We start from the raw sequence: 20,822 nt of genomic DNA, 5'->3' as shown, positions 1-20,822 counted from the left end.
TAAGGGGATTTGGCATGAAAAAGATTCTCACCTCGCTCGCCCTGCTAGGCGTGTTTGCCGCTGGCATCGGAGCCGTCGGCAGTGTGGCGATCGCCGCTGAAGAGGCGCACAACGCGGCGGCACCGACGCATTTCCCGATCCACGAGCCGAAGGAGATGGACTGGACTTTTGCCGGTCCGTTCGGCACCTACGACAAGGCGCAGCTGCAGCGTGGCTTGAAGGTCTACAAGGAAGTCTGCTCGGCCTGCCACTCGATGAACCTGGTGGCGTTCCGCACGCTGGAGGACCTCGGCTATTCGGAAGCGCAGATCAAGTCGCTGTCGGCCGAGTACACCATCCATGATGGACCCAACGATGCCGGCGACATGTTCGACCGGCCGGGCAAGCCGTCAGACCATTTCCCGGCGCCGTTCGCCAATGAGGAGGCGGCTGCCGCTTCCAACGGCGGCGCTGCCCCACCGGATATGTCGCTGCTGGCCAAGGCGCGCGGCGTCGAGCGCGGCTTCCCGCGCTTCGTCTTCGACATCTTCACGCAATATGCGCAGGGCGGCCCGGACTACATCCATTCGCTGCTGACCGGCTATGACGAGACGCCACCTGCCGGCATGGTGATCCCCGAAGGCACCCACTATAATCCATACTTCATGTCCGGCGTGTCGCTGAAGATGCCCAAGCCGCTCTCCGACGGCCAGGTGACCTACGATGACGGTTCGCCGCAGACGATCGACCAGTATTCGCGCGACGTCTCGGCGTTCCTGATGTGGGCGGCCGAGCCGCATATGGAAGACCGCAAGAAGACCGGCTTCCGCGTGCTGGTGTTTCTGCTTCTGTTCGGGGCGCTGATGTATCTGACCAAGCGCAAGGTGTGGGAAGGCGTGGCGCACTAAGCCGCATCTTATTCCTCGGAAATGGAAAGGGCGTCTTCGGACGCCCTTTTTGCTTGCCAAACCGGACATGGTTCGCATCTTGGCGCAGCAGCCGTCCAGTAAGAAGTCCGTTGGCACGCCGCCATGCGATTGGTATTGCACGCGCGCCCGGCGGATCGCCGGCTAAAGGGGCATTTGGGATCGATGATGCGGCTACGCGACTGTCACAACTTTTCCGATTTCCGGCGCATGGCCCAGCAGCGGTTGCCGGGGCCAATCTTCAACTACATCGATGGCGCGGCCGACGATGAGGTCACCTACCGCCGCAACACCGAGAGCTTCGAGCGCAGCGACCTCGTTCCCAACGTGCTGCGCGGGGTAAGCGAGATCGACATGTCGGTGACGGTGATGGGCCAGAAGCTGGCCATGCCCGTCTATTGCTCGCCGACCGCCTTGCAGCGGCTGTTCCATCATCAAGGCGAGCGCGCGGTGGCCAAGGCTTCGGCCAAATTCGGCACGATGTTCGGCGTGTCCTCGCTCGGCACTGTCAGTCTTGAGGAAGCGCGCAAGATCAGCAGCAGCCCGCAGGTCTACCAGTTCTATTTCCACCGGGATCGCGGCCTCAACCGGGCGATGATGCAGCGGGCGAAAGCGGTTGGAGTCGAAGTGATGATGCTGACCGTCGACAGCATCACCGGAGGCAACCGCGAGCGCGACAAGCGCACCGGCTTTGCCATCCCCTTCAAGCTCAACCTTGCCGGCATGCTGCAGTTCGCGCTGAAGCCGGGTTGGGCGATCAACTATTTCACCCATGAGGGATTCAAGCTGCCGCAGCTCGACGAGCATGTCGACATGGGCGGCGGCACGATGTCGATCAGCCGCTACTTCACCGAGATGCTCGATCCGTCGATGACCTGGGACGATGTTGCCGAGATGGTCAGACTGTGGGGAGGTCCGTTCTGTCTCAAGGGCGTCATGTCGGTGGAGGATGCCAAGCGCGCCGTCGAGATCGGCTGCAGCGGCATTGTGCTGTCCAACCATGGCGGCCGGCAGCTGGACGGCTCGCGGGCGGCGTTCGACCAACTGGCCGAGATCGTCGATGCCGTCGGCGACAGAATAGACGTCATCATGGATGGCGGCGTGCAGCGCGGCACCCATGTGCTGAAGGCGCTGTCGCTCGGCGCCAAGGCTGTTGGCGTCGGCCGCTACTATCTGTTCCCCTTGGCGGCGGCCGGACAGCCGGGCGTCGAGCGGGCGCTGGAGCAGATGCGGGTCGAGATCGAGCGCGGCATGAAGCTGATGGGCTGCAGTTCGATCGAACAATTGTCGCGCAACAACCTCCGTTTCAGGTAATCTCGACCCATGAAATCCTCGCTCGAAGACACGCTGCTCGCCGCGATCCGCACCATTCCGGACTACCCCAAGCCCGGCATCCTGTTTCGCGACATCACCACTTTGCTCGGCAATGCGCGCGCCTTCCGCCGCGCCATCGACGAGCTGGTGCATCCCTATGCCGGGCAGAAGATCGACAAGATCGCCGGCATCGAGGCACGCGGCTTCATCCTCGGCGGTGCGGTCGCGCACCAGCTTTCGGCCGGTTTCGTGCCGATCCGGAAGAAGGGCAAGCTGCCTTACGAGACGGTACGCGTCGCCTACAGCCTGGAGTACGGGCTGGACGAGATGGAGATGCACAAGGACGGCGTTGCGCCGGGCGAGAAGGTGATCCTGGTTGACGACCTGATCGCGACCGGCGGCACGGCGGAGGCGGCGGTCAAGCTGCTAAGGCAGATCGGCGCCGATATTCTTGCCGCGTGCTTCGTCATCGACCTGCCGGATCTCGGCGGACGGGCGAAGCTCGAAGCGCTGGGCGTGCCGGTGCGGACGTTGATCGGGTTTGAGGGGCATTAGTGAATAGTGAATAGTGAATGTCAGCGTTCAATGACAGGCGCTAGGCTTACTCACACACTCTGATATTGAATACTCACTACTCACTATTCACTACCCAGCCTTCACCAGCACGGCGCTGTCGAACTCCAGCACCTTGTCGCCTGCCGAATCGGAACCTTCCGAGCGCAGCGCCAGCAGGCGCCAGCCGGGGCGGGTGGCAAGCGGGCGGTGGGACAGGGCCGTGCGCATGAAGGTGACGGTTTCTCCGGCATAGACCGGCTTTGGCCATTTCAGGTTCCTGAAGCCGGGGGAGGGGCCGAATTCTGGTACCGGGCCGGGTCCGGTCCATTGAGAAGCGTCCATAGGATTTTTGAGATTGAGCTTCATCCAGGTGGCCGCGGTGTGCCAGCCTGAGGCGCAGAGGCGGCCGAACACGCTTTTCTTCGCCGCCTCCTCGTCGACATGAAAGACCTGTGGATCGTATTTGCAGGCGAACGCCTTGATCGCCTCGGTTTCGAATGTGTGCGAACCGAGGTTGATGGTTTCGCCGATGCGGAAGAACGCGTCGAGGCTCATGCGCCGGCCTCGCGGGTCAAGAACATGACAGTGTTCTCAAGTTCGAAGACGCTTTCACCGCGCTGGTTGAACAGTTCGCTGCGCAAGGTGACGAGGCCGAGCTGAGGCCTGGATTTCGACAGGCGCCTGGCAAGCACGCTGGTGCTGCCGGCCAGTGTGTCGCCGGCCAGCACCGGCTTCTTCCATTTGACCTGGTCGATGCCGGGCGCGCCTTGCGCGGTCGAGTCGAGCAGGAAGGCGTCGCACAGCATGCGCATGAAGATCGCGCAGGTGTGCCAGCCGGAGGCGGCCAAGCCGCCAAGGATGCTGGCCTTGCCGGCGGCTTCGTCGAGATGCATCGGCTGCGGGTCGAATTCGGTGGCGAATTCGATGATTTCGGCCGCACTCACCTGCTTGGCGCCGAGGTCGATCGATGCGCCCTCGGTGAAATCCTCGTAGGCCCAGCTTTTTGCGGTCATGATCCCAATCCGGTTGTACGATCACCGGGCATCCGGATGCCGTCCGGGCGGCGTTTGGTCAAGCGAATTCTATTGGGCCTACAACCAGCCGCGGCGGCGGAAATACCAGAACGGCAGGATCGCCGACAGGATCATCAGGCCGATGGCGAAGGGATAGCCGAGCTCCCATTTCAGCTCCGGGATGACGTCGAAATTCATGCCGTAGATCGAAGCCACCAGCGTCGGCGGCAGGAAGATGACGGCGGCGACCGAGAAGATCTTGATTATGGCGTTCTGCTCGATCGAGATCATGCCGAGCGTCGCGTCGAGCAGGAACGAGATCTTCTGCGACAGGAAGGTGGCGTGGTCGGCGAGCGACAGCACGTCGCGCGATACTGTCTTGATGCGGGCGCGGACGTCCTTGCTCATCTTGATCTGGGTCGCGACATGGGCAAGGAAGCCGGTGAGGCGCTGCAGCGAGATAAGGCTGTCGCGGATCGAGGAGGCAATGTCCTCCTTGCGGCCGATGGCCTTGAGCAGTTCCTGGAAGTCGCGATTGCGCTTGTTCACCTTGGTCGACCGCGCTTCGAAGATATCGCGCGAGATCGTCTCGATGTCACGGCCGGCGCGTTCGAGAATATCGGCTAGGCGATCGACGATCGCCTCCAGCAGGCCGATCAGGATGGTGTTGCCGGTGGTGCAGCCTGTCGCCACCTTCTCGGCGCGCAGGGGAAAGGTCTTGAACGCCTTCGGCTCATGATAGCGGATGGTGACCAGTCTCGGGCCGGCAAGCACAAAGGTAACCGGTGACATCAAGGGATCATCGATTTCGGTCTGCGCCGGCAAGGTGGCGGTCATGAAGTAGGCGCCGTCCTCGATGTAGAGGCGGCTCGAAATCTCGATCTCCTCCATCTCCTCGCGCGTCGGGATGGCAACGCCGAGCCAGGTCTCGATCGTCGCTTCTTCTTCCTTGGTCGGGTTGAGAAGGTCGGCCCAGACGACCTGATCGCCATTGGCCACGAGATCGTCGGCGAGGCGCAGGCGATCATTGTCGACGACGAAGGCCTTGATCATCGCCGGTCTCCGTTGGTTGAGCCCAAGGTTTCGTTTAATAGCGATGGGTCTTGCACGCGCCGCCGTTCCCACGGGGATGGCCAAGTCGCATGCAAACGGCCATAGACCCGGTGCCAAGGGCAGTCAAGCGAAGCGGCATGCCGGCTCCTCCACTTGACGAAGCCGTGATCGGTCGCCGTCAGCGCGCCAGCCGCGGCGCCTCAGGTGTTGAACTTGAACAGCAGGACATCGCCATCCTGGACGACATATTCCTTGCCTTCGTCGCGCGCCTTGCCGGCTTCCTTGGCCGCCACTTCGCCGCCCAGTGTGACGTAGTCGTTATAGGCGATGGTCTGGGCGCGGATGAAGCCGCGCTCGAAATCGGTGTGGATGACGCCGGCCGCCTGCGGGGCCTTGTCGCCCTTGTGGATCGTCCAGGCGCGGGTCTCCTTCGGCCCGGCGGTGAAATAGGTGATGAGATGCAACAGATCGTAGCCGGCGCGGATGACCTTGTTGAGGCCAGGTTCGTCGAGGCCGAGCGAGGACAGGAACTCCATCTCTTCCTCGTCGGAGAGCTGGGCGACTTCGGCTTCGATCGCGGCTGAGATCACCACGGTGCCGGCGCCCTGCGCGGTCGCCATCTTTTCCACGGCCCTGGTGTGCTCGTTGCCGGTGGCGGCGTCGGCTTCGGCGACGTTGCATACATAGAGCACGGGGTGCGAGGTCAAGAGGTTCAGTCCCTGCAGGACGCGCAGGTCTTCCGCTGAAATGCCGTTGAGCAGGATGCGGGTCGGCTTGCCGGCCTGGAGGAGCTCGAGTGCGGCCTCCATCATCGGCAGCACGGTGGTTGCTTCCTTGTCCTTGCTGCCAGCGCGCTTGCGGATCTGCACGATGCGGCGCTCGAGGCTGTCGAGGTCGGCGAGCATCAGCTCGGTCTCGACCGTATCGGCGTCGGCGACAGGGTCGATCTTGCCCTCGACATGGGTGATGTCGTCATCCTCGAAACAGCGCAGCACATGCACGATGGCGTCGACCTCACGGATGTTGGCGAGGAACTGGTTGCCCAGCCCTTCGCCCTTGGAGGCGCCGCGCACCAGGCCGGCGATGTCGACGAAGGAGATGCGGGTCGGGATGATCTCCTTAGACTTGGCGATTGCGGCGATCTTCTGCAGCCGCGGATCAGGCACCGCCACCTCGCCGGTGTTCGGTTCGATGGTGCAGAACGGATAGTTGGCGGCCTGCGCCGCCGCCGTCCTGGTCAATGCGTTGAAAAGCGTCGACTTGCCGACGTTGGGCAAGCCAACGATGCCGCATTTGAAACCCATGTGTCCGGTCCTATCGGGAAACTAGAAATTTGATGAGGGCTATGGGCGATAGGGGTGAGCAACGTCAAGCCCCGCAGTCCCGATCCTATCGACGCTCAGTCCTTCTTGCCGAACAGTTTCTTCAGCATGGCGGCCATAGGGCCGCTTTCCGGCAGCTTGGCCGGCGCCTGCTGTGGCCGTGCCTGGCGGATGTGGCTCTGGGCTTTCGGGCTCTGCGTGTTCGGCGCCTTGGGCGGCGGGCGGTCGTCGTCGCTGGTCGGCACGAGCTTGTCGCGAAGCGCCAGCGTGATGCGGTTCATGAAGGAACTGTCTTCGCCCTTGGCCAGCAGTCCGGCATCGTCGGCGATGGTGTCGAGCAGCACGTCCAGCCACCCGCGGTCGGCCTTGGCGAAGTCGCCTAGGACATGGCCGTGCACCATTTCCGGGACACCGGGGTGGCCGACGCCGATGCGCACGCGGCGAAAATTCTTGCCGACATGCTGGTCGAGCGAGCGGATGCCGTTGTGGCCGCCGGCGCCGCCGCCGACCTTGACCCGCAATTTGCCGGCCGGCAGGTCGATCTCGTCGTAGAAGACGGTCAGCGCCTCGGGGCCGAGCTTGTAGAAGCGCAAGGCTTCGCCGACCGGCTGTCCCGACAGGTTCATGAAGGTCTGCGGTTTGATCAGGAGAATCTTCTCGCCGGCAATCGTGCCTTCGGCGATCAGGCCCTGGAACTTCTTCGACCAGGGCGAAAAGGAATGGCGGCGGGCAATTGCGTCCGCCGCCATGAAGCCGACATTGTGCCGGTTATCAGCGTATTTCGCGCCCGGATTGCCGAGGCCTGCAAAGACAAGCATCGTGCGCTCCGGGCTCGAAAATTACTTCTCTTCGGCAGCAGGAGCCGCCGCTTCGGGGGCTGCCGCTTCCGCCGTCTCTTCCGTCTCCGGCTTCATCGCCGAGGAGCCGGCAATGGTCGCGATGGTGAAGTCGCGATCGGAGATCACCGGCTTGACGCCGGCCGGCAATGTAACCGCCGAGATGTGGATCGAATCGCCAATGTCGGCGCCGGTGAGATCGACGGTGATGAATTCCGGGATCGCATTGGCCGGGCAGTGGAACTCGACTTCGTGACGCACGATGTTGAGCACGCCGCCGCGTTTGATGCCGGGCGACTTGTCTTCATTGATGAAGTGCACGGGCACGTCGACGTTGACCTCGGTGTCCTTGCCGATGCGCAGGAAGTCGACATGGACCGGGAAATCCTTGACCGGGTCGAGCTGGAAATCCTTGGGCAGAACCTGGATTTTCTTGCCGTCGACATCGATCGTGGCGATCGTGGTCAAAAACCCGCCGCCATGGATCTTGTAGAAGACGTCCTTGTAGTTCAGCGCAATCGCCAGGGGAGGCTGTCTGTCGCCGTAGATAACTGCAGGCACTTTACCGTTGCGGCGAACTGCACGGGCGGACCCCTTACCGACCTGTTCGCGCGCTTCGGCCTTGAGCTCGTAAGTATCGTGGCTCATGGCATTTCCTTTCGCGTTTTATGGAGCGTTTGCGGTGGCAGTGTGCCTGGACCGTAAACGTCGAAAGCCGCCAGGCCTGGATGTCCGAATGCCAGAAACCGCATACGCGGAGCTTTGTTCGGGATCACAAGGGAAGGCAGCCTTCCGCCGCGTTGCCTCCAAGGGTGTCTACGCGGGTGGCGGCTCTATAGCGGAAGGCGGGAAAGGGTGCAAGCCATGGCGGGCAAGGGCGGCCGATCCTGCGTTGGGCGCCGCATTGCGCTCAGGCCGGCAGGTCGGCGGGCGGATTTGATCCGTTTCCCTTGGCGCCACCCAGCGTGGACAGCGCGCTCAGCAGTTTAGTCCGGTCCTTGCCGATCATCAGCACGCCGCTGTCGGGCGCCAGCAGCGCCGAGAACGGCAGCATGGCGGCGCCGATCGAGGACGCTTCGGGGCCGAATTGCCCCGGCACGATCTCCGGCGCCACGATGCCGATGGCGCTGGCCTGGTTGAACTGGGCCTGCACCCTTGCCAGCAGTTCGAGATGGATCGGCCTGGGCAGGATCGAGTCGAGAACGATGGCCTCGATATCGATGATGGAGGTGATGGCGATGATCGCCTCGACCAGCGCGCTCGCACAATCGTCGATCCATTCGAACAGCGGCACGCGCGCTTCGGGTGGCAACGGATCGAGTTCCCGCACACGATTGATCACCACGCCGCGCGACCTCAGGTGATTGACCAGCACATAGATCGAGGCGCGATGCAGCAGGCTCTGGTAGCGCGCAGGCTTCGCCGCCACCGAATCGAGGCTTGAGGGCGAGACCGGCAAGGGTCCGAGGGCAGCGCTGTTGCCATGCGGCCCGGTATGGACCCTGCCGCCTTGCACCAGGCCGCCGCCGACAAAAGTGTCGATCGAGATGTGCATGAAATCGCGAAAGCGGGCGCCGGCGCCCTGGACGAGTTCGGCCAGCGCCGCCGACGTGGCGTCGTTTTCCACGAACACCGGCGTCTTCGCCGGCGTGGCAAAGCATGTCGTCAGGTCGATCGCCTCCCAGCGGCTGCCGAGATCGTCGGGAAAGCCGAGTTCCTCGCTCCAGCCGCCGAGGAAATAGGGTGAGGCAATGCCGACGCCGACTATGCTGGCATCGCCAAGCCCATCCACCAGCTTTTCGAAGGTGGCCAGCGCCATGTTGCCGGCCTTCAGCACCAAATCAGGATCGGGGAAGCGGTATTCGTGCGACTCTCTTGCGCGGATTTCACCGGCGAAGTCGACCAGAACGGCTTCAAGCGCACGCCGGCCGATCTTGATGCCGACGCTGTAGATGCGCTCCGGCGTCAGCCGGTACAGCGTGGAGGGCGAACCGCGCTGCCCAAACCTTTTTCCCACTTGCTTTACGAATCCGGAAGATTCCAGGCCGTCGACGATGGCAGCGATGGCCGCCGGCGTCAGGCTTGCCGCGCGCGCCAGATCGGACTTGGAGGCTTCCTTGAGGCGACGGATGGCGTCGAGCACGAAACGCTCATTATAGTGCCGAACTTTGACAGAATTGCTGCCTTTCCCTGACAAAACCCGCACACTCCCCAAATGTCCCGTTCCCGGCGCGAAGCCCGCAAACCACCTGCGGCCGAGCGCACCCTGCGGTGCCTATGTTGGCGGCGACAGTGCGCGTCGGAACCATGGAAGTCAATTTTGCCGTTGCGCCTTTGTGCTATTTAATATAGCAAATTGAAAAAATAACTAGTCAGGGAGGAGACGTGCTGCACTCGAGCACACAAAGCGAAGCCGACGCTGCGGTGGTGCGGGCTGTTCCTGTTGCCCTGGTTCAGGCGACGAAGGCTTTCGGCGGCACGATTGCGCTCAAGGACGCCTCCTTCGAATTGCGCTCCGGCGAGGTGCTGGCGCTGCTTGGCGAAAACGGCGCCGGCAAGAGCACCTGCGTGAAGCTTCTGGCCGGTGTGCATTCTCCCACCAGCGGTCATGTCGAGGTTGACGGCAAATCAGCCGTCTTCCATTCGCCGCATGACGCGCAGGCGGCCGGCATTGCGGTCATGCACCAGCATCCTGGCCTGTTTCCCGATCTGTCGGTGGCGGAGAACATCTATCTCGGCCACATGCCGCGCGACCGCTTTGGCGGCATCGACAATGCCGCCATGCTGGCCGGCGCCCGCAAGGTGCTGGCGACCGTCGGCCTCGACGTGCCGGCGGCAACGCGGCTGGGAACCCTGCGTACCTCAGAACAGCAACTGGTCGAAATAGCCCGGGCGCTATCGCTGGATGCGCGCGTGCTGATCATGGACGAACCGACGGCGGCGCTGTCGCAGCGCGAGGTCGAGCGGCTGTTTTCCGTCGTTGCCGATCTCAGGCTGCACGGCGTGGCGATGATGTTCGTCGGCCACCGTATGGACGAGATCTTCCGCATCGCCGACCGCATCGCGGTGCTGCGCGACGGGCGCCTGATCGGCGTCAAGCCGAAGGCCGAGCTTGGCCGTGCTGCCGCCATCAGCATGATGGTCGGGCGTGAAGTCACCGACCTCTATCCCGAACGGCGCCATGCCTCAGGCGCGCTGGTGCTGGAGGGGAAGGGACTTTCGCGCGCCGGCGGCTTTACCGGTATCGACCTCAAGCTTCACGCCGGCGAGGTGCTGGGGCTTGGCGGCCTGGTCGGCAGCGGACGCACCGAGATTGCGCGCGTGCTGTTCGGTATCGACCGGCCCGACGCCGGCGAAATCCTGATCGACGGCAAGCCCGTGCAGTTCGCCTCGGCGCGCGACGCCATGGATGCGCGCATCGCCTATGTGTCGGAAGATCGCATGGGCCAGAGCCTGGTGATGGATTTCTCCATCCTCGACAATGCGGTGCTACCTGTTCTCGACAAGGCCGCACAACGCGGTCTCTACGGCACCGACCGCGCCATCGGTCTGGTGGCGGACTGGCTGAAGCGCATGAAGCTGCGCTTTTCCGGCTACGGGCAGCCGGTGAAAGAGTTATCCGGCGGCAACCAGCAGAAGGTGGTGCTGGCCAAATGGCTGCGCACCGAGCCGCGCGTGCTCATCCTCGACGAGCCGACGCAAGGCATCGATGTCGGTACCAAGGCGGAAGTGCATGCAATGATCGCTGACCTTGCCGCGCATGGCATGGCGATCCTGCTGATCTCGTCAGAGATGCCCGAGCTGATCGGCATGTGCGACCGCATTATCGTGCTGCGCGAAGGCCGCCAGACTGCTGAGTTTTCGCGCGGACAAGCCACGCAGGAAAAGGTACTGGAAGCGGCGACCAGGACCGATGAACGTGCCGGCCAGGCAGCGCAGATAGAACGCGCCGCCGAGGAGGAAAAGGCAAAAGGACCGTTCGATTTTCTGAAGCGGCGGGAATTCGGCCTGCTTGCGGCGATGCTCGCCGTCGCCATTCCGGTCACCATCATCAACCCGCGCATGGTGAGCGCGGCGAACCTCACCGCTGTGTCGATGGACGCGGCCTTGCTGATTGTCGCCGCACTGGCGCAGATGCTGGTGCTGATCACCCGCAACATCGACCTGTCGATCGCAGCTGTGATCGGCCTCTCCGCCTATATGGCGGCCAGCATGGTTCAGGCCTATCCCGGATTGGACATCGGCATCGGCCTGATCACCGCCTGCGCGGTCGGCGGCTTTGCCGGACTGCTCAACGGCCTTGTCGTTACCAGGGGAAAGATCCCGGCCATCGTCGTTACGCTGGCTTCGATGTCGATCTTCCGCGGTTTCAACTCGATCTGGGCGGCGGGCGACCAGGTCAGCGCCGACGAAGTCACGCAAGCCTGGCTCGACATGACCGGGCTGAAGATCGCAGGCGTGCCGCTGATCGTCATCATCGCTATTGTCATCCTGTGCGCCGGCTATGTGCTGCTCTATCGCACCGCAACCGGGCGCGAGCTGTTTGCCACCGGTTCCAACCCGGACGGCGCAAGGCTGATCGGCATTCCGGTCGACCGGCGCATCCTGCTGGCCTTCGGCATGGCCGGCCTGCTAGGCGGCCTGTGCGGCGCCCTGTGGGCTTCGCGCTACGCCACCATCGATGCCCGCGTCGCGCTCGGCTTCGAACTCACGGTGATCGCCTCTGCGGTGGTCGGCGGCGTCGCCATCCGCGGCGGCTCGGGCACGCTGCTCGGCATCATCCTTGGCGCGCTCACGCTCTTGGTCATCAAGAACGGGCTGACGCTGGTGCGTGTCGACCCGCTCTGGCTGCAGGGCGTCTATGGCCTGGTGATCCTGGTTGCCATCGGCATCGACACCTTCATCGCGCGGCGTGCCGAACAGGCAAGACAGGCGAGGGCGAGATGAGAAAGTTTATCCGCTCGATCGACTTCTGGGATCTGCTGCTGGCGACCGCCTGCCTCGCCGTCTTTATCTATGCGGCGGTCTTCGTGCCGAATTTCGTCTCCGGCTTCAACCTCTCGCAATTGGCCGCAAGCGCCTCGGAAAAGGCGTTGCTGATCCTGCCGATGACGCTGCTCATCATCACCCGCGAGATCGACCTGTCGATCGCCTCGGTGCTGGCGCTGACATCCGTGGTGTTTGGCCTGCTCGTCCAGGGCGGCGTGCCGACGCTGGCCGCCATTCCGCTGACGCTCGTCTTCGGCGGCCTGCTCGGCGCCTTCAACGGCTATCTGGTGTCGGGCCTCGGGTTGCAGTCGCTGGTGGTGACGCTCGGCACCATGGCGCTGTATCGGGGCATTGGCTACATCCTGCTCGGCACCGGTTCGGTCAACATATTGCCGCCGGCGGTTGTCGATTTCGGCATCAGCAATCTGCCGGGCACACAAATCCCGTGGACCATCGTGCCGTTCCTGCTGCTGGCGCCGATCTTCGCGGTGGTGCTGCAGAAGACGCCGACCGGCAAGCGCATCTATGCGCTCGGCGGCAGCCCCGAAGTGGCGCGTTATTCCGGCATCGATACGCGCAAAATGGTGCTGAAGCTGTTCGTCGTTTCGGGCATGGTCGCAGCCATCGCCGGCATCGTCTATACCGCGCGCCTTTCCAATGCCCGCGCCAACAATGCGCTCGGCATGGAGCTCGATGTCATCACCATCGTGCTGCTCGGCGGCGTCAGCGTCTTCGGTGGTAAGGGGCGGCTCACGGGGGTCATGCTGGCGCTGCTGTTGATCGCCATCATCCGAAATGTGCTGGCGCTCAACCAGATCGGCGGCGACGCTCAAGGCATGATCATCGGCCTGCTTCTGATCGGCTCGCTGCTGGTCGGCAATTACTGGCGCTCCCTGGAGGAGCGGCTGTCAAGATCGCGCGTCCTGCGCGAAACCAAGGGGTGATCTCGGGCCCCTTTCTTCAAGCCCGAATTCTGACGGAGGAGACACAATGAAAGCGTTTAGAATAGCCCTGCTCGCATCCGCGGTTCTGCTTGCGCCGGCCTCGCTGGCCTACAGCCAGGAATGCGCCAAGGAACCGGTGATCGTCGGCTTCCTGCCCAAGCTCGACACCGATCCCTACTTCAAGGTGGCTTTCGGCGGCGCCGAGGAGGCTGCGAAGGAAATTGGCGGCACCGCCACCCAGGTCGCCCCGTCGCAGGCGACGGCCGAGGCACAGATCGAATTCATCAACAGCCTTGTGTCGCAGAAGGTCGGCGTCATCGCTATCGCCGGCAACGACGCCAATGCCGTTGCGCCTGCGCTGAAGCGCGCCGTTCAGCAAGGCGTCCGGGTGATCTCGTACGATTCCGACGTCGCGGCCGATGCGCGCGCGGTGTTCGTGAACCAGGTGAAGGGCGACAGTCTGGCCGAAATGATGCTGGAAAGCGCATTCAACCTCAGCGGCGGCGAAGGCGAGTTCGCCATCCTGTCGTCGACGCCGACGGCGACCAACCAGAACGCCTGGATCGACTTCATGAAGGCGAAGATGGCGGCAGAGCCGAAATACGCCAAGATGAAACTGGTGCAGGTCGCCTATGGCGAAGAGAGCGAGCAGGTCAACCAGCAGCAGGCCTTGGCGCTGGTGCAGGCGTTTCCGGATCTCAAGGTGATCATCGTGCCGGCAGGCATAGGCCTTCCGGCGGCCGCGCGCGCACTCGAGGAAGCCGGCATGATCGGCAAGGTCAAGCTGACCGGCCTTGCGCCGGCCACTTTGATTTCGAAATACATCAAGGATGGCGCTGCCCAGGATATCTGGTGGAATGTCACCGATCTCGGCTACCTGACCTATCAGGCGGCCCAGGCGCTGGCGCAGTGCAAGATCACCGGCAAGGAAGGTGAGAAGTTCACGGCAGGCAGGCTCGGCGAGTACACGATCGGCGCCAGCGGCGAACTGATCCTTGGCCCGGCCAAGATCGTGACGCCGGAAAACCTGGCCGAGTTTAAGTTCTAAGCCTCCCAAGGCCCGGCGGGCGCCGGTTCAAGCCGGCGCCCGCTCGTTCAATTGTCAGTCGAAAAGCGTGAGGGCGACGATGAAACTCTTGCTGGCAGGCGAGACCTTCGCGGCGACGACGTCGGTCGCTGCCGGCGGCGACGTTCTGACAAGTGCGACATGGGTGAATGGCGCGACGGCCTTCAATGCCGCCCTTGCCGCAGAGCGCATAGCGGTGACGCAGATCGGTGGCGATCGCTGTGCGGCCGAATTTCCGTATGACCTCGACGCGCTGGCCGAATACCAGGCGGTGGTGATCTCCGATGTCGGCGCGCTGACCTTGCTGGTCACGCCGGAGGCCCGCGCCGGGCGCATCGGCGTCAACCGCCTCGACGTCCTCAAGGCCTATGTCGAAGGCGGCGGCGGGCTGATGCTGGCCGGCGGCTATATGGGGTTCCAAGGCCTGTTCGGCACGGCGCGTTTCCACGACACCCCGGTCGAGGACGTGCTGCCCGTGCGCTGCCTGCCATTCTCGGACGGGCTGGAAGTGCCGCAAGGCCTGCAGCCGTCGATCCTTCAGGCGTCGCATCCGATCCTTGCCGGTGTCGCGGGTCCGTTGCCGCCGATCCTCGGCATGAACAAACTCGATTTCAGGCGCGACGGCTCGTCCCAGCTTCTGGCGACCTGCCAGTATCGCGGCACGGACTGGCCGCTGCTTGCTGCTCGCAGCGTTGGCCACGGCCGCACTGTCGCCTGGGCGACGGATATCGGCCCGCACTGGCTGTCGCAGGACTTTCTCGGCTGGCCGCTCTACGGCAAGCTGATGGGCAACGTCGTGCGCTGGCTGGCCGGCAAGGATTAAGCCTGGCGTGTTTGTAGGGCAGCTAGTCCGGCTTGCTGCTCAACGCTTCGCGCAGCGCCTGGATCCGCCGATTCAAGGCATCGAGATCAGCCATCGTCATGCCCGAGCGTTCGATCAGGGTTTCGTTGAGGCAGTTGCACTGGACGAGCAGCGCGCGGCCGGCAGGCGTCAGGTCGACCTGCACTTGGCGCTCGTCCGTCTGGCTGCGCTGGCGGGTGACGAGACCGGCCTGTTCCATGCGCTTCACCAGCGGCGTGATGGTGCTCGATTCCAAAGCGAGCCTGTGCGCAATCGAGCCGACCGACATCCCGCCGGCTTCGGCAAGTGCGTTCAGCACGAGATATTGCGGATAGGTGATGCCCATCTCGTCCAGCATGGGCTTGTAGGTGCGATTGATTGCCATGCTGGTGGCGTAAAGCGTGAAGCAGAGCTGGTTGTCCAACGGGAGAGGCACGAGGCATTCCTTTGCCGACTGAGCACATCAATATGTACCACGAAAAATGATATCGCGATACATATTTTCTGTAGACAAGGATTTGGACCTGCGCTAGTCGTATGGTTATCGCGATATTGATTATCGCGGAAGCAATCAATGGAGAGCGAGATGACCAAGCCCGGCAGCAGCACGATCACCACCAAGGACGGCACCGAAATTTTCTACAAGGATTGGGGAACGGGACAACCCATCGTCTTCCATCACGGCTGGCCGCTGAGCAGCGACGACTGGGACGCCCAGATGCTGTTCTTCCTGTCCAAGGGCTATCGCGTCATTGCCCATGACCGGCGCGGCCATGGCCGCTCCACCCAGACCGATACCGGCAACGAGATGGACACCTACGCCGCTGATGTCGCGGAGCTTGCGGCGCATCTCGACCTCAAGGACGCGATCCATGTCGGCCATTCCACCGGTGGCGGCGAAGTGGCCCGCTATGTCGCGAAGTACGGTTCCGGTGGCCGTGTCGCCAAGGCCGCACTGCTCGGCGCGGTGCCGCCGATCATGCTGAAGACGGCGGCCAATCCGGGTGGCCTGCCGATCGAGGTGTTCGATGGTTTCCGCTCCGCCCAGGCAGCCAACCGCGCCCAGTTTTTCCACGATATTGCGGCCGGCCCGTTCTACGGCTTCAACCGCCCCGGCGCCCAGGTGTCGCAGGCTGTCGTCGAGAATTGGTGGCGCCAGGGCATGATGGGCGGCACCAAGGCGCATTACGATTGCATCAAGGCGTTCTCGGAAACCGACTTCACCGACGATCTGAAGGCCATCGACGTGCCGGTGCTGGTGATGCATGGCGACGACGACCAGATCGTTCCGATCGCCGACTCCGCGCTGCTGGCTGTCAAGCTGCTCAAAAAGGGCGAGCTCAAGGTCTACAAGGGCTTCCCGCACGGCATGGCGACGACCCATGCCGATGTCATCAATGTCGACCTGCTGGCGTTCTTCAAGGCCTAGAATCGTTCAGTTGAATAGACATCGTCCAGTTGGATAGGCAAGGCACCCGCCGCCGGGCGGGTGCATTTGCTTTCGTCGAAATGTCAGCGGGACAGTGCCTATTTATCGAGAAAACCAGTGATCAGTTTGACGGTGTCGTCGGGGTTTTCCTCCATGATCCAGTGTCCGGAAGCGGGCACGATGCCGCCCGTGACATCGGTCGCAACAAGCCGCAGGAGATCGGCCTGCGTAGTGCCAGCGGATTTTTCACCGCCGACAGCCAGTACCGGCATGGTCAGTTTGCCGCCGGCGGCGAGCATCGCCTGGTTGTCGATCGCGTCCTGGTCAAACGCCTTGAACTGCTCGAAAGCGTCATGCATCGCATGCGGGCGGGCATAGAGTCTGGCGTAGTGCTTGCGCGTGGCCTCGTCGATCTTCTTGGGGTCTGCCGACAGTTCGTTGTAGAAGCGATCGAGATAGATGCGCTCGCGCCCTGCGACCAGCCGCTCCATATCCGGGCCGCGGAAGTTGAAGTGCCAAAGCAGCGGGCTTTGCTTGATCTTTTCCCAATCGCCGATGCCGGGCAGCGGCGCATCGATGATGACCCATTTGGTGATGCGCTTGGGATATTGCGCGGCAAGCGCATAGCCGACCATGTTGCCGATGTCGTGGGTGACGAGATCTGCCTTGTCGATCTTCAGGGCATCCAACACGCCGGCGATGTCGACGGCCTGGTTCTTCTTGGCGTAGCCCGCTTCCGGGTGGGCCGACAGACCCATGCCGCGCAGGTCCGGCACGATGACGGTGTGGTCCTTTGCGAGGGCGATGGCCGCGGCGCCCCACATGTCTCCGGTATCGGCAAAGCCGTGCAGCATCACGACGGCGGGACCCTTGCCGCCAACGCGCACATAGAGTTTGGTGCCGTTGGTTTCGACGGACTGCGTCTTGAAACCCGGCGGAAAAGGAACGATGCGTGCCGTCGCCGGCAAGGTAACAAGAAGCACACCCAATACGGCCAATACGGTCTTGCGCATGTCATCCCCCAGAGACGTCGAAGGCCCCAAGCCTTCGTTGATGACTATCTCTAGCAGGCTTTTCAACCAGCGCATGGTGAAAGAATCACAGAGGGCGCAGCAATGCCGCGCCCTGCGCCAAATCCGCAAAATCGACCGGTTTTATCTGGCCGCCGCTTGCGCCTTCCTGGCTTCCTTCATGTTGGGCAGGAACACCGTCAGCAGGCCGAGCAGCGGCAGATACGAGCAGATCTGGAAGACGAAATCGATGCCCTTCAAGTCGGCGACGACGCCGAGCACGGCGGCTGCAATGCCGCCCATGCCGAAGGCGAAGCCGAAGAAGATCCCGGCGATGGTGCCGACACGTCCCGGCACCAACTCCTGCGCAAACACGACGATGTTGGAGAAGGCCGAGGACAGGATCAGGCCGATCAGCACCGTCAGCACCATCGTCCATTCGAAATTGGCGTAGGGCAGCGCCAGCGTGAACGGCAGCACGCCGACGATCGAGAACCAGATCATCGCCTTCTGGCCGTAGCGGTCGCCGAACGGTCCGCCGAGCAGGATGCCCAGCGCCGAGGCGCCGAGGAACAGGAACAGCATGACCTGGCTCATCTGCACCGACACGCCGAACTTATGGATGGAATAGAAGGTGTAGTAGCTGGAGAGCGAGGCGATGTAGGCATTCTTGGTCAGCACCAGCAGCGTCAGGACGATGAGCGCACCCATCACTTTCTTGCGCGGGAAGGGCGAGACGAAGCTTGCCGCCTTGCGATTGCCCTGCGCGGCGCGCATCCGGCTGTACCAGCCGCCGACCCGCGACAAAACGATGATGCCGATCAGAGAACCGACGGCGAACCATGAAATGCTGGTCTGGCCGAAGGGCACGACGATGAAGGCAGCGAGCAACGGCCCCATCGACTGGCCGAAATTGCCGCCGACCTGGAACAAAGATTGCGCCAGGCCAAAGCGGCCGCCGGAGGCAAAGCGGGCAATGCGCGAGGATTCCGGATGGAAGATCGCCGAGCCGATGCCGATCAGCGAGGCGCCGACCAGAAGCAGCGCATAGTGGCCGGCATAGGCGAGCACGATCAGGCCAATCAGCGAGGACGCCATTCCGTAGGGCAGCGAATAGGGCATTGGCCGCTTGTCGGTGATCATGCCGATGACCGGCTGCAGCAGCGACGCCGTGACCTGGAAGGTGAAGGTCAAAAGACCGATCTGCCAGAAATCGAGACCGTAGTTCTCTTTCAGCAGCGGATAGATCGCCGGCAGCAGCGATTGCATGATGTCGTTAATGCCGTGGCAAAAGCTCACCGCCAGAATGACGGTGAAGGCGGTCGCCTGGGCTGAAGGGAGGCTGGCGCTTGGCTGCGGTGCAATGCTGGTGGCTGTCGTATCGGTCAAGGCAGGCTCCGAGGTCTTTTTGGCGGGTGTTTGCCCGCGGGCAGGCTTGGCGGCCGCTCCCGCGGACCGCCTTAAGGACGCTCGTCTGAAGCGCTTGGGCGACGCCCCTGCGGAGCGCCCTGGGGATGGCTGCCTTATAAGCCGCTTGCGAGGCGACTTCTTTCGTGGTTTGGTCCAATAGTTTCGCAAGTGGGCCATAGCCGATGCCACATGGCAGGGACATCTTCCGCGCCGGCAATGCCGATCTCGGCCGATTGCACGAAAGCCGCTGGCAGTGGCTGGAGGAGGTTTCCGGGCCGGCGGTGGCTTTGCCGACCGAATATCCGGACGGTTACCTCGTGCCGCAACACCGCCACAGCCGCAGCCAGCTGCTGCATGCGCTGGTCGGTGTCGTGCTGGTGACGACCAGGTACGGGCGCTGGATGGTGCCGCCCGACCATGCAATGTGGATACCGGCCGGCACCGAGCATTCCGTCGAAATGCTGGGCGATGTCTCGATGCGCTCGGTCTATGTGATGCCGGGCGCGATCCCCGGCCTGCCGGAAGGTTTGCGCGTCGTCGGCGTCACCGAACTGATGCACAGCCTGATCGTCGAATCGGAAAAGCTGCCGCAAGGCGGCGAACTGGAAGGCCGCGGCGGGTTGATCATGAACCTCTTGCTGCACGAGATCCCGACCTTGCCGGAACGGCCGCTCGGCCTGCCGTTCCCGTCTGATCCCAGGCTGGCGGCGCTCTGCCGACGCTTCGTCGCGGCACCGTCGCCGCATGCCACGATCGACGAGTGGGCCGATGCCGCGGGGATGAGCCGGCGCTCCTTCACCCGTGCCTTCCACCGCCAGACCGGACTGTCCTTGTCGACATGGCGCCAGCAGGCCTGCCTGTTCGCGGCACTTCCCAGGCTCGCCGACGGCGAGCCAATCACCAGGGTGGCGCTCGACCTCGGTTATGACAGCGTGCCGGCATTCATAACCATGTTCAAGCGCATGCTCGGCGCCTCGCCGCGCGGCTATATGCGCGGCGCCCGCGACGAAGGCATGCGGCGGGCTCAGCCTCGGCTTGAGGCCCCGGCGCCGTAGCGCCAGGAAAAGCCCGCAGTACTTTGCCGTAGGCCCTAGTCCAGCTGAACGCCGCTGGCCTTGACGATCGGTTCCCATTTGGCGAGTTCGGCCTTCACATGCACTCCAAGCTCTTCCGGGGTGGAGGCCACGATCGAGGCGCTGAACTGGGCCATGCGGGCGATCACATCAGGGTCTTTCAGGGCTTCAACTGCCGCCTTCTGAAGAACGGCGACGACCTCCGGCGGCGTGCCTGCGGGCGCGAACAGAGCGTTCCAGCTGTAGGTTTCATAGCCGGGAATGGTTTCGGCAATGGCCGGTATGTCGGGGAAGGAGGGAACGCGCTCCTTGGTGGTGACGCCAAGCGCTCTCAGCGTCCCGCTCTTGATATGGCCCGATGAAGAGGGGAGGTTGTCGAACATCATCGGCACCTGATTGCCGATAACGTCGTTCAAGGCCGGTCCGGCGCCCTTGTAGGGAATGTGCTGCATACTGACGCCGGCCATCGTCTTGAAAAGCTCGCCGGAGAGATGCAGCGGGGTGCCATTGCCTGATGAGGCGTAGGCATATTTGTCCGGGTCCTTCTTCAGCATCTCGATCAGTTCCTTGACGTCCTTGGCGGGGAATTCAGGGTTTACGACCAGGACGTTTGGCACCAGCACGAGCAACGATATCGGCGCAAAATCCTTCTCCGCGTCGTAGGGCTTTGTCTTCAGGATCAGCGGGTTGAGCGCGTGGGTTGCGACCGTGCCCATCAGGATCGTGTAGCCGTCCGGTTCGGCTCGGGCGACCTGGGCAGCGCCGATGCTGCCCCCGGCGCCGCCGACATTTTCGACGACAATCTGCTGGCCCAGCTTTTCGGACATCTTGTTGGCGACTAGGCGCGCGACCAGATCCGTCGAGCCACCGGCGGAAAAGGGGACAACCATGGTGATGGTCCGGTCCGGAAAATCGGCGGCCCAGGCCGCCGGTGCTGAAAGGGTGGCTGCGATGGAAACCGCGAGCCCGAGCAAAGTCCTACGCCGCATCTGCTACTCCTCCGTTGATTGGAGGGGCAGTATGGCCATGGTGAACTCCTCGCACAATGCAACCATGGACTGA

The 20,822-nt window shown here is 63.1% G+C and carries 20 protein-coding genes; 9 read left to right on the top strand and 11 right to left on the bottom strand.

The features are described from left to right. The first annotated feature begins 14 nt into the window (after positions 1 to 14). The 3 genes from ACYG9Z_RS07100 (at position 15) to ACYG9Z_RS07090 (ending at position 2,774) form a co-directional block, all read left to right on the top strand. Positions 15 to 887 carry a cytochrome c1 gene (locus ACYG9Z_RS07100; RefSeq protein ID WP_023670029.1) on the top strand — a complete coding sequence of 291 codons (873 nt, stop codon included), beginning with the start codon at positions 15 to 17 and terminating at the stop codon, positions 885 to 887. Between the two features lie 186 nt (positions 888 to 1,073). Continuing rightward, on the top strand, positions 1,074 to 2,219 hold the full coding sequence (locus tag ACYG9Z_RS07095; RefSeq protein WP_023749787.1) for an alpha-hydroxy acid oxidase: 1,146 nt from the start codon (positions 1,074 to 1,076) through the stop codon (positions 2,217 to 2,219). A 9-nt stretch (positions 2,220 to 2,228) separates the two neighbouring features. Then, entirely contained in the window at positions 2,229 to 2,774 is a 546-nt protein-coding gene (locus ACYG9Z_RS07090) for an adenine phosphoribosyltransferase (RefSeq protein ID WP_013529989.1), read from the top strand. A 90-nt stretch (positions 2,775 to 2,864) separates the two neighbouring features. On the opposite strand, the gene ACYG9Z_RS07085 is transcribed toward ACYG9Z_RS07090, so the two are convergent. The 7 genes from ACYG9Z_RS07085 to ACYG9Z_RS07055 all read right to left on the bottom strand — a co-directional run bounded on the left by ACYG9Z_RS07085 (position 2,865) and on the right by ACYG9Z_RS07055 (position 9,141). Then, positions 2,865 to 3,329, bottom strand: coding sequence for a MaoC family dehydratase (locus tag ACYG9Z_RS07085; RefSeq protein WP_023749786.1), 465 nt, complete (start codon positions 3,327 to 3,329; stop codon positions 2,865 to 2,867). Next, the gene (locus ACYG9Z_RS07080; RefSeq protein WP_023670033.1) at positions 3,326 to 3,787 is read right to left on the bottom strand and encodes a MaoC family dehydratase; all 462 of its coding nucleotides are present in this window, start codon (positions 3,785 to 3,787) and stop codon (positions 3,326 to 3,328) included. Before ACYG9Z_RS07080 ends, ACYG9Z_RS07085 begins: the two co-directional genes overlap by 4 nt. Before the next feature lie 78 nt (positions 3,788 to 3,865). After that, positions 3,866 to 4,840, bottom strand: a complete 975-nt coding sequence (corA, locus tag ACYG9Z_RS07075) for a magnesium/cobalt transporter CorA (protein ID WP_023741062.1) — start codon at positions 4,838 to 4,840, stop codon at positions 3,866 to 3,868. A gap of 200 nt (positions 4,841 to 5,040) precedes the next feature. Beyond that, positions 5,041 to 6,144 (bottom strand): redox-regulated ATPase YchF, encoded by a 1,104-nt coding sequence (gene ychF, locus ACYG9Z_RS07070; protein WP_023751249.1) that lies wholly within the window; start codon positions 6,142 to 6,144, stop codon positions 5,041 to 5,043. 95 nt (positions 6,145 to 6,239) lie between these two features. Next, positions 6,240 to 6,980, bottom strand: a complete 741-nt coding sequence (gene pth / locus ACYG9Z_RS07065; RefSeq protein ID WP_023741063.1) for an aminoacyl-tRNA hydrolase — start codon at positions 6,978 to 6,980, stop codon at positions 6,240 to 6,242. Between the two features lie 21 nt (positions 6,981 to 7,001). After that, a complete protein-coding gene (locus ACYG9Z_RS07060) occupies positions 7,002 to 7,646 on the bottom strand; it encodes a 50S ribosomal protein L25/general stress protein Ctc (RefSeq protein ID WP_023686131.1) in 645 nt (214 codons plus the stop codon). Between the two features lie 262 nt (positions 7,647 to 7,908). Continuing rightward, positions 7,909 to 9,141: an ROK family transcriptional regulator gene (locus tag ACYG9Z_RS07055; RefSeq protein ID WP_245259840.1), complete on the bottom strand. Its 1,233-nt coding sequence runs from the start codon at positions 9,139 to 9,141 to the stop codon at positions 7,909 to 7,911. Between the two features lie 242 nt (positions 9,142 to 9,383). On the opposite strand from ACYG9Z_RS07055, the gene ACYG9Z_RS07050 reads away from it, so the two are divergent. The 4 genes from ACYG9Z_RS07050 (at position 9,384) to ACYG9Z_RS07035 (ending at position 14,820) form a co-directional block, all read left to right on the top strand. Beyond that, positions 9,384 to 11,945, top strand: a complete 2,562-nt coding sequence (locus tag ACYG9Z_RS07050) for an ATP-binding cassette domain-containing protein (RefSeq protein ID WP_023751248.1) — start codon at positions 9,384 to 9,386, stop codon at positions 11,943 to 11,945. Beyond that, positions 11,942 to 12,931, top strand: coding sequence for an ABC transporter permease (locus ACYG9Z_RS07045; protein ID WP_023670040.1), 990 nt, complete (start codon positions 11,942 to 11,944; stop codon positions 12,929 to 12,931). The genes ACYG9Z_RS07050 and ACYG9Z_RS07045 overlap by 4 nt, the downstream gene beginning before the upstream one ends. Before the next feature lie 46 nt (positions 12,932 to 12,977). After that, positions 12,978 to 13,979 (top strand): rhamnose ABC transporter substrate-binding protein, encoded by a 1,002-nt coding sequence (locus tag ACYG9Z_RS07040; protein WP_031192988.1) that lies wholly within the window; start codon positions 12,978 to 12,980, stop codon positions 13,977 to 13,979. Positions 13,980 to 14,058: 79 nt separating this feature from the next. After that, entirely contained in the window at positions 14,059 to 14,820 is a 762-nt protein-coding gene (locus ACYG9Z_RS07035) for a glutamine amidotransferase (RefSeq protein ID WP_023683709.1), read from the top strand. A gap of 22 nt (positions 14,821 to 14,842) precedes the next feature. Here the strand turns inward: ACYG9Z_RS07035 and ACYG9Z_RS07030 are convergent, their stop codons facing one another. Beyond that, positions 14,843 to 15,274, bottom strand: a complete 432-nt coding sequence (locus ACYG9Z_RS07030; protein ID WP_023670043.1) for a MarR family winged helix-turn-helix transcriptional regulator — start codon at positions 15,272 to 15,274, stop codon at positions 14,843 to 14,845. 150 nt (positions 15,275 to 15,424) lie between these two features. Between ACYG9Z_RS07030 and ACYG9Z_RS07025 the strand changes: the two genes are divergently transcribed. Continuing rightward, positions 15,425 to 16,267 (top strand): alpha/beta fold hydrolase, encoded by an 843-nt coding sequence (locus ACYG9Z_RS07025; protein ID WP_155924133.1) that lies wholly within the window; start codon positions 15,425 to 15,427, stop codon positions 16,265 to 16,267. A gap of 98 nt (positions 16,268 to 16,365) precedes the next feature. Here ACYG9Z_RS07025 and ACYG9Z_RS07020 read toward each other — a convergent pair whose 3' ends face one another. Together ACYG9Z_RS07020 and ACYG9Z_RS07015 are read right to left on the bottom strand one after the other, a co-directional pair. Then, complete coding sequence (locus ACYG9Z_RS07020) at positions 16,366 to 17,280, bottom strand: alpha/beta fold hydrolase (RefSeq protein WP_023683711.1); 915 nt, start codon at positions 17,278 to 17,280, stop codon at positions 16,366 to 16,368. Between the two features lie 141 nt (positions 17,281 to 17,421). Then, positions 17,422 to 18,666, bottom strand: coding sequence for an MFS transporter (locus ACYG9Z_RS07015; protein ID WP_023683712.1), 1,245 nt, complete (start codon positions 18,664 to 18,666; stop codon positions 17,422 to 17,424). 203 nt (positions 18,667 to 18,869) lie between these two features. Here ACYG9Z_RS07015 and ACYG9Z_RS07010 point away from each other — a divergent pair, with 203 nt between their 5' ends. Further along, the gene (locus ACYG9Z_RS07010; RefSeq protein WP_023751247.1) at positions 18,870 to 19,742 is read left to right on the top strand and encodes an AraC family transcriptional regulator; all 873 of its coding nucleotides are present in this window, start codon (positions 18,870 to 18,872) and stop codon (positions 19,740 to 19,742) included. A gap of 35 nt (positions 19,743 to 19,777) precedes the next feature. On the opposite strand, the gene ACYG9Z_RS07005 is transcribed toward ACYG9Z_RS07010, so the two are convergent. Beyond that, on the bottom strand, positions 19,778 to 20,749 hold the full coding sequence (locus ACYG9Z_RS07005; RefSeq protein ID WP_023683714.1) for a Bug family tripartite tricarboxylate transporter substrate binding protein: 972 nt from the start codon (positions 20,747 to 20,749) through the stop codon (positions 19,778 to 19,780). Positions 20,750 to 20,822 lie beyond the last annotated feature (73 nt).

Source organism: Mesorhizobium sp. RSR380A, assembly GCF_054719385.1.
The sequence above is the reverse complement of the archived record's forward strand: the minus strand, read 5'-3'. Positions and strand labels throughout refer to the sequence as shown.